This is a genomic window from Dietzia sp. IBK-p2-16D (genome assembly GCF_057773085.1).
This window is the reverse complement of record NZ_JBYMTL010000002.1, coordinates 644,516-657,415: the sequence shown is the minus strand read 5'-3', so window position 1 is coordinate 657,415 and position 12,900 is coordinate 644,516. Positions and strand designations below refer to the sequence as shown.

The following is a 12,900-nucleotide window of genomic DNA, read 5'->3' as shown; positions in this document are numbered from 1 at the left end:
GCCCCGGTGATCACGCACCTCCTGGCCGAGCAGGCCCCTCAGGTCCTCGCGCTGGGCCCCGGCTTCATGGATCCCGAGTTCTGGCTGTCCGGCGACGGGCCGTTCGGCAAGGCCATCCTCCCGGCACTGCTGTCCGTGGTCTTCATCGAGTCCGGCCTCCTGTTCCCGTTCCTGCCCGGGGACTCCCTGCTGTTCACGGCGGGCCTGCTCACACAGCAGGACAATCCCTTCGCCCCACTGTGGGTGGTGCTGGTGACCGCGCCGATCGCGGCATTCCTCGGGGACCAGGTGGGGTATTTCATCGGCAACCGCTGGGGACATCACCTGCGGGAGCGGCCGGACGGGCGGTTCTTCAAGCAGACCTACATCCACGAGTCCCACGAGTTCTTCGAGAAGTGGGGCCCTGCGACCATCATCCTGTGCCGCTTCGTGCCGATCGTCCGCACCTATGCGCCACTGGTCGCGGGCATGGCCGGGATGCGCTACCGGGTCTTCGTCGCGTTCAACGTGATCGGGGCCCTGTTGTGGGCGGCGGGCGTGACCGCGCTCGGCGCGTGGCTCGGCCAGTTCACCTTCATCAAGGAGCACATCGATCTCATCCTCATCGGGATCGTGCTGGTGTCGGTGCTGCCGATGCTGATCACCGCGGGACCGAAGCTCCTCGCCCGGATCCGCAACGGGCCGGCCGCCCCGGCCGCCTGAGTCGTCGCCGGCCCGCCGCCTAGTCCGGCCCGCGCCGCCCCGGCCCTCGCCACCCCGGTCCGCGCCAGCGCAGCGCGGCGACCGTCGCCCCGATCACCACGAGCACCCCGATCCCCTGCAGCCCCGGAGAGTCGTCGGCCTCGCCGAGAACGACCGCCGTCGCCCCCAGCGCGATCGCGACCAGCACGGCGGTCAGCACCAGTGCGAAGTGCAGCGCGCGCCTCATTCCTCCACCCACTCCAGCAGGTCCCCGGGCTGGCACTCGAGGACGCGGCACATGGCCTCGAGAGTGCTGAACCGCACAGCCTTGGCCCGGCCGTTCTTCAGCACCGAGACGTTCGCCGGCGTCAGTCCCACCCGCTCCGCGAACTCGCCGACGCTCATCTTGCGCCTGGCCAGTTCCACGTCGATCCGCACGACGATCGGCATCAGACCACCGCGTCCATCTCGGAGCGCAGGGAGGTGGCCTGCCGCAGCAGGGCGCGCATGACGACCATGAGAAGCGCGGCGACCGTGATGACGACGACGACGAGGAAGAGCAGGAGCGGGAGACCTGGGTCGTCAGCGTTGATGCCGACCAGCACCAGTACGACCACGAGCATCGCCCAGGCCGCGACGATCGCCCCCAGGATCACATCGACCCAGACCAGGGACGCGTCCGTGAAAATGCGGTCGGCCTTGACCATCGAGAGCAACTTCCAGGTGGCCACCACCACGACCTGGGTGCACACCACCCAGTAGATCGATACGGCCGTCAGCGGCCAGCGCAGATGCGCCGCCTCCGGCGTCGTCTCCGCCATGTGCGCGAACTGACCCGGCAGCGACATCACCTCGAACAGGACCAGGATCGCGAACAGCACCACCAGGAACACCCGCAGCGGAAGTACCGCTCGTCTTTCGATCTCCATGCAACGACTATGGGCCACTATCTATCGAAAATCAATAGGCGTCGCCCGGGCGGGGCGCTCAGGGCGAGGCGCTCAGGCCGGAGCGGCGTGTTCGCGGATCCAGGCGTGCATCGCGATCCCGGCGGCCACCCCCGCGTTGATCGACCGGGTCGAGCCGAACTGGGCGATGGAGACGGTCTTCGCGGCACGCAGGCGGGCGTCGTCGCTCACCCCGGGGCCCTCCTGACCGAAGAGCAGGACGCAGGCGCGCGGCAGGCGAGCGGTCTCCAGCGGCTCGGCGCCGGGAAGGTTGTCGACGGCGACGACCGGCAGCCCCTCGGACTCGGCCCAGTCCATGAGCGCGGCCACGTCCTCGTGGTGACGCAGATGCTGGTAGCGGTCGGTGACCATGGCTCCGCGCCGGTTCCAGCGTCGCCGCCCCACGATGTGCACCTCGGCCGCCAGGAAGGCGTTGGCGGTGCGCACCACGGTGCCGATGTTGGCGTCGTGCCCGAAGTTCTCGATCGCCACGTGGAACGGGTGCCGCCGGGTGTCGAGGTCGGCGACGATCGCTTCGCGGCGCCAGTACCGGTAGCGGTCGACCACGTTGCGGCGATCCCCCTGGTCGAGGAGGTCGGGATCCCACCGGTCGCCGACCGGACGCGGCTCGTCCGGGTGCTCGAGCTCCCACGGGCCGACGCCGACCGCGCCCTCGCCCCATTCGGTGGGGCCCGCCGCGGGCTCCGTGGAGTCCGCCGGGCCCTGCGGATCCACTTCCGTCACGAGGTCAGGCGCCGGTTGGACAGCTTGACCAGGCGACCCGGGGCGACCTGCGAGGCGAGATACATGGCGGTGGCCTGCGCCCCGACCGGTCGATGGACCTCGCGGCCCAGCGCGCTGCGGATCCGGCCCACCATCCCGGTGGGCCTCCGTCGCGTCTGCTCGGCCAGGTCGAGGACCTCGCCGGCGACGTCGCCCTCGGTGAGGCGCACGCCCATGGTGCGCATCCCGGCGGTGTCGACGCCCTCGAGCATCCCCGTGCCCACGTACAGTGGCCACACCGAGCACACCCTGATGCCGTGGGGCGCCCACTCCAGGTCCAGGGCCTCGGTGATACCGCGGACCGCGAACTTGGTGGCCGAGTACGTCGCCATCTCGGCCTGGCCGTAGATCGCCGACGCCGAACAGAGGTTCACCACGGTGGGGGTGGAGGCCTTCCGCAGGAACGGGAACGCGGCCCGACAGCCGTAAAGGACGCCCTTGACGTTGACGTCCACCAGCGCGGAGTCCTTCTCGAAACTCGCGTCCATGAACGGCGTGCCGTAGAGCAGTCCGGCGTTGTTGACCAGCACGTCCAGCGCGCCGCCGCTGCGGGAGGTGAGCTCGGCCAGAGCTGCTTCCCACGCGCCCGGGTCAGTGACGTCGAGGGCACCGGTGACGACGCGGTCGTCACCCTCGGCCCACGCACAGGGTTCGAGGTCGTACGCGCCGACCAGGTAGCCGGCGTCGGCGAACCGGCGGGCGGTCGCCTCACCGATTCCTCGCCCGGCACCGGTGACGAGGACGGTGCGGGGGATTCCGGAGGCGGTCACGGCCTGCTCCCGGCGTTCCGGGCGGCCGCGGCGGTGCCGGTGAGCAGCAGGAGCGCCGCCGTGGCGTAGGTGTCGATCACTCCGACGTCCAGCGCCCGGGCGAGGGCGGTCCCGCCCTCGGCCCGGCGGCGGGCCAGGATGAGCGAATCGCTGAGCAGGAACACCGGCCCGGCGACCGCCAGCACCGAGGCCGCCGGGCCGTGCGACCGGTCGACGGAGGTGGCGAGCGCGGACAGCGTGGCGAGCAACCCGCCGTATGCCGCGAGCGGGGCGTTGCGGCGGTCCTCCGTGAGCAGCACCGCACCGGCGACACCGGCGACCACGCCGTGCACCGCGGACTGCACCGGCTTGAACCGCAGCCCCGAACGCAGCATCAGTCCACCGAGTGCGAGGTGCCCCACCCCGAACGCAGCGGCCCCCGCGACGAGACGGGATGTCGATCGGCTGGCATGGCCGCCGCCGAGCATGAGGATCACGTCGCCCGCCGTGTACCCCGCCCCGGTGACGGACAGCAGCGCGGTGTCGACCGCGGAGAGGCGGCCGTCGCGCAGTGCGATCGTCAGCGCCGCCGGCACGATCACCGGCTTGCACAGCTTCTCCAGCGCGCCGACCCCGGTGGCCTTGGCGATCTCCGTCCCCGCGGTGGCCGCGAGGAACGCGGGCCCCTCCGGGCGGGAGGTGTCGGTGAGTGCGCCCACCCGCTCCGTCAGCGCCTGCACCAGGCGATCACGGAATGCCCTCGTCGTCGTCGTGGTCTTCATCCTCGTTACTCCAGTCCCAGGTCGGTCAGGCCCAGCAACGCGCGGTACTCCACGCCCTCGGCCCGGATCACGTCGTCGGCGCCGGTCGCGCGGTCCACCACGGTGGCCACGCCCACGACCTCGGCGCCCGCCTCGCGCAGGGCGGCCACGGCCGTGAGCGGCGAGTTCCCGGTGGTCGTGGTGTCCTCGACGACCAGGACGCGGCGACCGACGATGTCGGGGCCCTCGATGCGGCGCTGCATCCCGTGCTTCTTGGCCTCCTTGCGCACCACGAACGCGTTGATCGGCCGGCCCGGCGCGTGCATGATCGCCGTGGCCACCGGATCGGCGCCCAGCGTCAATCCACCGACGGCGTCGAAGTCCCAGTCCGCGGTGAGTTCGCGCAGCAGCCGTCCGATCAAGGGCGAGGCCTCATGGTGCAGCGTGGCGCGGCGCAGGTCGACGTAGTAGTCGGCCTCGCGCCCCGAGGAGAGGGTGACGCGTCCGTGGACGACGGCCAGCTCGGCGACCAGCTCGGACAGTCGCGTGCGGGCCTGGGCGTCGACGGTGACGGGATCGGTCATGGGACTCCTCGCGGGGACACGGTGTTCATTGACACGGTTGTGTGGTGACACGGTTTGTGGTGACACGGTGGGCGGAACGGCTGCCCCCGACTCTAGTCCGCCCCCGGAACGCCCCGACCCGCTGCGGCGTCGGGTCAGTCCCTGATGTCGGGCGGGAGCCGAAGCTTCGCGGTCTGCTCCACGTCCGGGTCGATGCCGGGACGCTCGCGGCCGGTGGCCTCGTCCGATTGCTCGCTGGCCTGGTCGTCGGACTGCTCGGCAGTCACCTCGTCAGCCTGCTCGTCAGCCTGCTCGTCCGGCTCCGCGCGCCGATGATGACGCCGCCCGCTCGACGGCGACGCCCCCACCTTGGCCGCGAGGTCCGCGACCGTCAGCCGGCCCGACTCGCCCTCCTGGCTCTCCTCGGCGGCGTCGGCCCCATGCCGGCCGCCCGACGTGCGATCGAGGTCGGAGCCACCGTCGATGCGGGCGGCGTCGAACCGCTCGACCTCGTCGCGGATCTCGTCCTCGTCGTCCTCCGAGCCGAGCGGCTTGATACCGGCGGCGCCGGTCGTCGCACCCGCGGCCAGCGGCGGGACCGACGCGTCCTCGGGATAGGCCTGCCCGACACCGCGGGTCGGGCGCGACAGCGGGGGCCTGGGCGCCAGGTGGTCGGCGGCGACGTCGCCGCGGGCCGGGACCGGCCCCGACGGCTCCATGATCTCGGCGAACGGGTCGGGTTCCTCGACGGCGCGCTCCGCGGTCTGTCCCGGCTCGGCGCCGTCCGCGGTGTCATCGGCGGGGTCCCCCCGGTCGGCCACGACGGGCACGTCGGTCAGGTCGCGTACGCCCGTCCGGTCGGGGACCAGGCGTAGGTGGCCGGCCCGCCGGGGCTCGGGTGCCGGCGCGGAGGCCTCCGCGGCGGAGGAGTCGCCGGCGACATCCTCCGGTTGTCCGTCGGTGTCGGTGTCGCTGGTCTCGCCGGCCACCGGGTCGGTGCCCTCGTCGTCGACGACGGCGAAGTCCTCCGGGTCGGGCAGCGCGGCGGTCGCCGGGGCGCCGTTCGTGCCGGTGCCGACCTCGCCGTCCATCCCGACGGTGGGGTCGGCCTCGGGTCCCGCCGCGGCACCGGGCGACCCGGGATCGATCTCCGAGGGCAGCGCGCGGGCCCGCCCACCGATAGGCGGAAACGGGGCCAACACATCGGCCGCCCCGTGTAGCGCCACCACCACGTCATCCCAGGTGGAGGGATCGTCGACGCCGTCGATCGTCGCCGCGACCCACTCGCCCTCGGCCCAGACGCGCCGCACCCCGGCAGGGACCCCGCGGACGGAGTCGGCCAGTCGGTCGCGGTCGATGAGGTCCAGACGTCCGTAGTCCGAGGTCCGGGCCTCCAGTGCGCCGACCTCGCCGGCGTCGTGGAATCCGGGTTCGGCGTCGACGTCCGGGCGGCTCAGGTCGAGGACCACGTCGGAGGCCGTGTCGCGGCGCAGCGCGAGGACGGTACGCCCCCCGGTGACGCCCATGATCGCCCGGCGGCCCCGGAACACGCCGTGGGACACCGTGCCCAGGGCGCTGAGCCCACCGGCGAAGTCACCGTGCATGAACTCCGGCGCCGGCGTGGGGGTGGGCGCGAACTCGCGGTCCTCCAGCCAGCGCACGACCGGCGAATCGGCCAGTGGGTCGGCGGGGCGCTCCGCGACCGGCTCCGGGGCGGCGCCCCGCGACCGTCGCGCGGGCAGCAGCGCGCGGACCCGGTCCAGCAGCCGCGGGGACGACTCCGCCGTGGGCTCGGCCGGATCGAGCGGCGCGGGAGCGGTCGGACCGGTCAGCGCGTTAGGCCCGGCATCGGCGTCGGCGTGCACGTCCGCTACGGCGTCCGCGCCGGAGTCGGTGTCGACGTCGGCGCCGGTGTCGACGTAAGCGTCGGAGTCGGCGCCGGCGTCGGCGTCGGGACCTTCAGGAGCGACGACGGCCGCGGCGGGCTCCGGCAGGTCGTCCACCGCCGGCTCGGCGCCGCCGTCGGTCACCCCGCCCGCTGCCATCTCGCCCTCGATGCCGGGCGCCTCGGACCGCTGGAACGGCGCGAGACGGGGCTCCCCCGACCGATCGGCGGACCCGGCGTCCTGCTCGACCTCGCCCGCCGGCGCGCCGACGAGCGGGTCCTCGTCGTCGTCCCGGTTGTCGTCGTATGCGTCGGCGTCATCGCCCGGCGCCTCCCCCACCGGCGACGAGGCGACAGCCCGCCGCTTCGCGCGACGAGGGACGCCCGGCGCGCCGCCGCGCTGCTTGGCGTCCAGGCGCAACAGGACGAGCGCCGCGGCGAGCAGCACGAGGGCCACGAGGAACCAGATCCAGACCATGCCCTCAAGGGTAGTCAGCGGCGGCGGTCTGCCCGGCCAGGCGCAGCGGCGCGTGGGGGCGCGACCGGCGTGAGAACGGGCGTGGGGTGGAGCGGAGGGCGACTAGCGGGGCTGATCACCGATCGCGACGGGCCGCTTCCGGTCCGCCGACCACAGCGACCACGAACCCGGGAACAACCGGCCCGTCTCGAGCCCCGCGACCTCCATGGCCGCCAACGCGTGACAGGCGTGGATGCCCGAACCGCAGTACACGACCGCGTCCGACCCACTGGCGACGCCCACGTCGGCGAACATCTTCCGGATCTCGTCGGCCGGCAGGAAGTGGCCGCGCTCATCGAGGAAGTTCCCCGTGGGCATGTTGACCGCACCCGGGATGTGCCCGGCCCGCGAGTCCATCGGCTCGGTGCGACCCGCGTAACGCTCCGGGGTGCGGGCGTCGATGAGCACTCCCCGCTCGGGCCACGCGGCGGCGTCCTCGATGCCAACGGTGAGCATGTGGTCCAGGTCGAAGGTGACGTTGCCGCGGGAGACCGGGTTCCCGGGCCCCACCGCCAGGTCCTCCCCCTCCGCGATCCACGCCTTGAGCCCGCCGTCGAGCAGGTAGACGTCCGTCTTGCCGGCCCAGCGCATGAGCCACCAGGCGCGCGCCGCGGAGGTGTTGCCGCAGTCGTCGTAGATCACCACGCGACTGTCCTCGTCGATCCCGACCCGGCGCATCGCGTCCTCGAAGTCCTCCGGCGACGGGAGCGGGTGGCGGCCCTCGCGGACGTTGCGCTGCCCCGCGAGGTCACCGGGCAGGTCCAGGTACTGCGCACCGGGGATGTGACCGGACCAGTAGTGCTCGCGGCCGCGGGTGTCGCCCAACTGCCAGCGCACGTCGAGGATGACGGGGGTCGGCAGCGTGGCGACGTCCTCGATCAGCTCGCGGGCCGTGACGAGAAGGGGACTGACCTGGGGGGTGGGGGCGGGGGCGGGTTCTCTGGTCACGTGGCCAGGATAGTCCTTGTGACGACGAGGTGACCCCTCCCCGCAGCGCCGCGGAGGACAGGCGTCGCGGGACACCGGGGATGCCGTCCGAGCGAGCCGGGCCCGGAGGTGGACCCGCCGCCACCTGGGACCGCGGTTCAGGCTGCCGCAGGCCCGTCGCTGCGCGGGGCGAACACCTCCATCGGCCCCGGCGTCAGCTGCCACATCATGTCTGCGGCCTCCTGACCTGTGTCGGCGAGACGCTCCAGCTCGCGTTGGCCGGCCGCGCGACCTCGCTCGCGGAGGAGCTCCGACGCCTCGTCGAGCACCCTGGCCACGTAGGTCCCGTACGCCATCCGGTCCACGAGTGCCCGGGGGGCCGGATCGTCGATCACCGATCCGCGCTGCATGGCGCTCGCGGAGAGCAACTGCAGCGGGACCATCTCGAGCGGGGTCAGGGGCCGCGGGTCGGGGATCACTCCGACGCCGTCGCCCATGTCCAGGAACTCATTCGCGTGGTCCGGACGGGGGTCTAGATCCCGCTCGAGGAGGAACTCCACGGCGTCGCCGACCATCGTCGTCTCGTCGCCGGGCAGCGATTGGTCGGAGAGGGCGTCGTCCGTCGGGCTGGCGTCGGCACCGGCCGGGCCGGCGGCGATGTCCCCCTCCTCCCCGGCGATCGACCGGGCGAGAGCCCCGGCGGTGCGGGCCGCCCAGCCGAGCTGCTGGCGGGCCTGCTCGAGCAGGACCCAGGCGGTGGTGGGGTCACCCAGCTCGCGGCGCTGGCGCAGGGACAGCTCAACCAGGGTGCTCATGGTGCAGAGCTGGTCCACCATCCTGCCCAGGTGGCGGGCCCGCTCAGAGGCCTCCTGACCTCGTCCGGAACCGTCCGGGGCGATGTCCGAGAGCCAGGTGGCCAGGTCCACGGTGAGGTACTCCACCACTTCGAGGGCGTAGTCCATGCCCCGATCCTGCTCCTCCCACAGATGGGACACCGTGACCAGGACCGGGGTGCCTCCCGTCGAGTCACCGTCCGTCGGTCCCCCCAGGTTGGGAGGCGCGGGGCTCAGCGGAGTGGGCGGCAGGCCCTCGGGGTCGGGGTCGGACGGGATGGGGTCGCGAGGGTCGGTCATCTCAGGCCGCCTTTCGGGGATCGCGGTAAGTGGTGACGGAGTCGAGAAGGTCGGGAGCCAGGTGGTGCACCCAGAGGCCGGGTTGCCACAGCGTGGAGGCTTGCCACTCCCAGCGTGCGACCTCCACGTATGTCCGGCGTCTCCTGCGGATATCGGCTACGCACCCGGCGTGGTCCGCGTCCGCACTGAGGAGGATCGCGGCGTCGGTGAGACCGTCATCCGTCCACTGCGTCAGCAACTGTTGGACCGCCGCGTCCCCGTACTCCTCGCGAAATCGGCGGATCGGGACCACGGTGTTGTGGGTCGTCCGGTCTCCCGCGGTGGCAACTTCGGCCGTTGCCCGGCCGACCGGGACCATCCCGGGGTCGATCAGGGTGACCCGGGAGTCACGGGCCCACTGTCGCGCGGCGGCGTCCTGGGAGGCACGGGCCGCCGGGTTGGCGGCCCTCTCATGCCTCCCCAGGATGATCCCGATCCGCACCGCCCTGCCCGCCCATCGGCGACGGGCGACGACGCCATCCGCGAGGCGGGGCATGTCGAGCGTGAAAGTCGAGAGTGGGCGTCGCGAGTAGCCGAATCCGTCTGCGGCTCCGAGTAGGACGTTCCATCCGTCCACGATCACCGAGACGGATTCGGTGCGGGCATGCGGGAAGGGCACGATGTTCGAATGGTGGTAGTTGTTCACGAGGGCTCCTGTGGTCTCCGGATGGGCGGGACGGGCGCCCGCTGACCACAAGAGGACCACACAGCTAAACACAGGTCAAGCAGCATTTGTGCCGGTAAAGACCCAGGAAAATCCCGGATTGGAAGAGGGTCGATATTCCAGAAATCTCCTCGGTTTCGCGGACCGGAAAGGCCCTGAAATGTTCGAATAAATGGTGCGGAGCGAAAGTCCGGACGAATGGACATATCGGCACATTTTCTACCAGCGGCGATGTGCCTGGCCCGACTCCGCCACCACGGCCCGCAGCAGACACTGAGCCCTCGGTCACTCGCCCCGGGAGCCCGTCCCCGGATCACGATCACCGCCCTCGACCGAACTTGAGCGCCGCCCCGGGAGCACCCCGGCCGCCGCCCACCCACCCCTGGAATCGCTGATGTGATATACATCACACCAGCTCGGCAACGCCGTGCGGACGCCCTGTCACGACGAGAGACGGGCCCGGCCACCATCCCGGGTGGTCGGGCCCGTCAGACACCGGACTCGTCAGACGATAGTCAGTTGAGACTGAGCGACTCGCCGTCCTCCGCCAGCGAGACCGTGACGGTGTCGCCGTCCCGGATGTCGCCGCCGAGCAGGGCGCGGGCGAGCTTGTCGCCGATCGCCTGCTGCACCAGCCTGCGCAGCGGGCGGGCGCCGTAGGCCGGGTCGTAACCCCGGCGGGCGAGCCAGCCCTTGGCCGCGTCGTCGACCTGCAGGACCAGGCGCCGGCCCTTGAGGCGCCGCGCGAGCTCGCCGATCTGAATGTCGACGATGTGCTCGAGCTGCTCCTCGCTGAGCGGGTCGAACATCACCACGTCGTCGAGTCGGTTGATGAACTCCGGCTTGAACGCACGCTTGACCGCGTCCATCATCTGCTCCCGCGTGCCGCCCGCGCCCAGGTTTGACGTGAGGACCAGGATGGTGTTGCGGAAGTCGACCGTGCGGCCCTGACCGTCCGTGAGGCGACCGTCGTCGAGCACCTGCAGGAGGATGTCGAAGACGTCGGGGTGCGCCTTCTCGACCTCGTCGAGCAGGACGATCGTGTACGGCCTGCGCCGCACCGCCTCGGTGAGCTGGCCGCCGGATTCGTAGCCGACGTAGCCCGGAGGGGCGCCCACGAGCCGCGAGACGCTGTGCTTCTCGGAGTACTCGCTCATGTCGATGCGCACCATCGCCCGCTCGTCGTCGAACAGGAACTCGGCGAGCGCCTTCGCCAGCTCGGTCTTGCCCACGCCGGTCGGACCGAGGAAGAGGAACGAGCCGGTGGGACGGTTGGGGTCGGCGACCCCGGCACGGGCCCGGCGCACGGCGTCGGACACGGCCTGAACCGCCTCACCCTGGCCGACGACCCGGCGGCCGATCTCGTCCTCCATGCGCAGCAGCTTCTCGGTCTCGCCCTCGAGCATCTTGCCCACGGGGATCCCGGTCCAGGCGGAGACGACCTCGGCGACGTCCTCCGGGCCGACCTCCTCCTTGAGCATCGCCCCGGCCGCGGCCTCCGACTCCTCTGCGTCGGCGAGTTGCTTCTCCAGCTCCGGCAGCCGGCCGTAGCGGATCTCGGCCACCCGGGCATAGTCGCCATCGCGCTCGGCCTTCTCGGATTCGGTGCGCAACGCGTCGAGTTCCTCCTTGATCAGCTGCACACCCTGGATCGCGGTCTTCTCGTTCTGCCAGCGGGCGGTGAGCTCGGCGAGCTTCTCCTTGGCGTCGGCCAGCTCGGCCTGCAGGGCCACCAGTCGATCCTTGGACGCCGCGTCGGTCTCCTTCTGCAGCGCCACCTCCTCGATCTCGAGCCGGCGGACGATCCGCTCGGCGGCGTCGATCTCCTCGGGCCGCGAGTCGATCTCCATCTTGAGGCGGCTGGCGGCCTCGTCGACGAGGTCGATCGCCTTGTCCGGCAGGAACCGCTGCGTGATGTAGCGATCCGAGAGCGCGGCGGCGGAGACCAGGGCGGAGTCGGTGATGCGCACACCGTGGTGCACCTCGTACCGCTCCTTGAGGCCGCGGAGGATCCCCACGGTGTCCTCGACGCTCGGCTCGCCCACGTACACCTGCTGGAAGCGGCGCTCCAGGGCCGCGTCCTTCTCGATGTACTTGCGGTACTCGTCGAGGGTCGTGGCGCCGACCAGCCGCAGCTCACCGCGGGCGAGCATCGGCTTGATCATGTTGCCGGCGTCCATCGAGCCCTCGCCGGTCGCTCCCGCGCCGACGATCGTGTGGATCTCGTCGATGAACGTGATGATCTGCCCCTCGGCCGCCGTGATTTCGTCGAGCACCGCCTTGAGGCGCTCCTCGAACTCGCCGCGGTACTTCGCGCCGGCGACCATCGACCCCAGGTCGAGCGAGAGCAGGGTCTTGCCCTTGAGGGACTCGGGGACGTCGCCCGCGATGATGCGACGGGCCAGCCCCTCGACGATGGCGGTCTTGCCGACCCCGGGCTCGCCGATGAGCACCGGGTTGTTCTTCGTGCGGCGGGAGAGGACCTGGACGACGCGCCGGATCTCGGAGTCGCGCCCGATCACCGGGTCGATCTTGCCCTCGCGGGCACGGGCGGTGAGGTCCGTGGCGTACTTCTCGAGAGCCTGATACTGGTCCTCAGGGTTCTCCGTGGTCACGCGCGTGTTCCCGCGGACCGCCGTGAACGCCGCCTTCAGGGCGTCCTCGGTGGCACCGAGCTCGGTGAGGAGCTTGGCCGCGTCGCCACCGGTGTGACCGGCCGCGATCCCGACGAGGACGTGTTCGGTGGAGACGTAGTCGTCGCCCATCTCCGCCGCGAGGGTCTGGGAGTAGTTGATGACGGCGAGGGCGTCCCGGTTGAAGTTGGGGGCCGCGAGCCCCGAGCCGGACGCCTTGGGGTAGCCGCCGACGAGGCCCTTCGCCTGGGTCAGGGCGAGCTGCGGGTCCACCCCGCAGGCCTGGAGGAGGGGACCCGCGATCCCGTCCTGTTGTTCGAGCAGGGCGACCAGCAGGTGTCCCGGACGCACATCCGGGTTGCCCGCCGCGGAGGCGGCTTGGACGGCGGCCGACAGAGCCGCCTGGGTCTTGGTCGTGGGGTTGAACTGGCTCATCGACCGGTCCTTTCTTCGACGTATGGTTGAGCGTACGTGAATCAACACCGGCTCGGATTCGGCCGGACACTCTCTTTAACCACAGCCACCTTGAGTCTATTCCACTCAAGTCGTGCGATGTGATGTGAACACCGTCCGCTATGAGTACACTCTTAGATCCCGACGGGCGCCCTCACCCGTTCC

At 71.5% G+C, this 12,900-nt stretch carries 13 protein-coding genes; 1 reads left to right on the top strand and 12 read right to left on the bottom strand.

Annotation, left to right across the window (positions count from 1 at the left end; all coding sequences use genetic code 11):
* Positions 1-9: 9 nt before the first annotated feature.
* Positions 10-702, top strand: a complete 693-nt coding sequence (locus AC3DE3_RS07425) for a DedA family protein (RefSeq protein ID WP_488369636.1) — start codon at positions 10-12, stop codon at positions 700-702.
* A gap of 19 nt (positions 703-721) precedes the next feature.
* On the opposite strand, the gene AC3DE3_RS07420 is transcribed toward AC3DE3_RS07425, so the two are convergent.
* The 12 genes from AC3DE3_RS07420 to clpB form a co-directional block, all read right to left on the bottom strand.
* On the bottom strand, positions 722-928 hold the full coding sequence (locus AC3DE3_RS07420) for a hypothetical protein (protein WP_260488917.1): 207 nt from the start codon (positions 926-928) through the stop codon (positions 722-724).
* On the bottom strand, positions 925-1,131 hold the full coding sequence (locus AC3DE3_RS07415; RefSeq protein WP_260488918.1) for a helix-turn-helix domain-containing protein: 207 nt from the start codon (positions 1,129-1,131) through the stop codon (positions 925-927). The genes AC3DE3_RS07420 and AC3DE3_RS07415 overlap by 4 nt, the downstream gene beginning before the upstream one ends.
* A complete protein-coding gene (locus AC3DE3_RS07410; protein ID WP_488369531.1) occupies positions 1,131-1,610 on the bottom strand; it encodes a DUF2975 domain-containing protein in 480 nt (159 codons plus the stop codon). Before AC3DE3_RS07410 ends, AC3DE3_RS07415 begins: the two co-directional genes overlap by 1 nt.
* 72 nt (positions 1,611-1,682) lie before the next feature.
* The gene (locus AC3DE3_RS07405; RefSeq protein WP_260488920.1) at positions 1,683-2,372 is read right to left on the bottom strand and encodes a TrmH family RNA methyltransferase; all 690 of its coding nucleotides are present in this window, start codon (positions 2,370-2,372) and stop codon (positions 1,683-1,685) included.
* Positions 2,369-3,181 (bottom strand): SDR family oxidoreductase, encoded by an 813-nt coding sequence (locus AC3DE3_RS07400; protein WP_488369530.1) that lies wholly within the window; start codon positions 3,179-3,181, stop codon positions 2,369-2,371. The genes AC3DE3_RS07405 and AC3DE3_RS07400 overlap by 4 nt, the downstream gene beginning before the upstream one ends.
* Positions 3,178-3,942: a lysoplasmalogenase family protein gene (locus AC3DE3_RS07395; protein WP_488369529.1), complete on the bottom strand. Its 765-nt coding sequence runs from the start codon at positions 3,940-3,942 to the stop codon at positions 3,178-3,180. Before AC3DE3_RS07395 ends, AC3DE3_RS07400 begins: the two co-directional genes overlap by 4 nt.
* Positions 3,943-3,947: 5 nt before the next feature.
* On the bottom strand, positions 3,948-4,505 hold the full coding sequence (gene pyrE / locus AC3DE3_RS07390; protein ID WP_154829749.1) for an orotate phosphoribosyltransferase: 558 nt from the start codon (positions 4,503-4,505) through the stop codon (positions 3,948-3,950).
* A 134-nt stretch (positions 4,506-4,639) separates the two neighbouring features.
* On the bottom strand, positions 4,640-6,847 hold the full coding sequence (locus tag AC3DE3_RS07385) for a hypothetical protein (protein ID WP_488369528.1): 2,208 nt from the start codon (positions 6,845-6,847) through the stop codon (positions 4,640-4,642).
* 102 nt (positions 6,848-6,949) lie between these two features.
* Positions 6,950-7,834, bottom strand: a complete 885-nt coding sequence (locus AC3DE3_RS07380; protein WP_488369527.1) for a sulfurtransferase — start codon at positions 7,832-7,834, stop codon at positions 6,950-6,952.
* Positions 7,835-7,971: 137 nt separating this feature from the next.
* Positions 7,972-8,946 (bottom strand): hypothetical protein, encoded by a 975-nt coding sequence (locus AC3DE3_RS07375; protein ID WP_488369526.1) that lies wholly within the window; start codon positions 8,944-8,946, stop codon positions 7,972-7,974.
* A 1-nt stretch (position 8,947) separates the two neighbouring features.
* Positions 8,948-9,631 (bottom strand): hypothetical protein, encoded by a 684-nt coding sequence (locus tag AC3DE3_RS07370; RefSeq protein WP_488369525.1) that lies wholly within the window; start codon positions 9,629-9,631, stop codon positions 8,948-8,950.
* 533 nt (positions 9,632-10,164) lie between these two features.
* Positions 10,165-12,717 carry an ATP-dependent chaperone ClpB gene (gene clpB / locus AC3DE3_RS07365; RefSeq protein ID WP_488369524.1) on the bottom strand — a complete coding sequence of 851 codons (2,553 nt, stop codon included), beginning with the start codon at positions 12,715-12,717 and terminating at the stop codon, positions 10,165-10,167.
* Positions 12,718-12,900 lie beyond the last annotated feature (183 nt).

Excerpts from the sequence above, each read along its gene's own strand:
- AC3DE3_RS07420 (WP_260488917.1), bottom strand. The coding sequence starts at position 928 with ATGAGGCGCGCGCTGCACTTCGCACTGGTGCTGACCGCCGTGCTGGTC.
- AC3DE3_RS07415 (WP_260488918.1), bottom strand. The coding sequence starts at position 1,131 with ATGCCGATCGTCGTGCGGATCGACGTGGAACTGGCCAGGCGCAAGATG.
- AC3DE3_RS07410 (WP_488369531.1), bottom strand. The coding sequence starts at position 1,610 with ATGGAGATCGAAAGACGAGCGGTACTTCCGCTGCGGGTGTTCCTGGTG.
- AC3DE3_RS07395 (WP_488369529.1), bottom strand. The coding sequence starts at position 3,942 with ATGAAGACCACGACGACGACGAGGGCATTCCGTGATCGCCTGGTGCAG.
- pyrE (WP_154829749.1), bottom strand. The coding sequence starts at position 4,505 with ATGACCGATCCCGTCACCGTCGACGCCCAGGCCCGCACGCGACTGTCC.
- AC3DE3_RS07385 (WP_488369528.1), bottom strand. The coding sequence starts at position 6,847 with ATGGTCTGGATCTGGTTCCTCGTGGCCCTCGTGCTGCTCGCCGCGGCG.
- AC3DE3_RS07375 (WP_488369526.1), bottom strand. The coding sequence starts at position 8,946 with ATGACCGACCCTCGCGACCCCATCCCGTCCGACCCCGACCCCGAGGGC.
- clpB (WP_488369524.1), bottom strand. The coding sequence starts at position 12,717 with ATGAGCCAGTTCAACCCCACGACCAAGACCCAGGCGGCTCTGTCGGCC.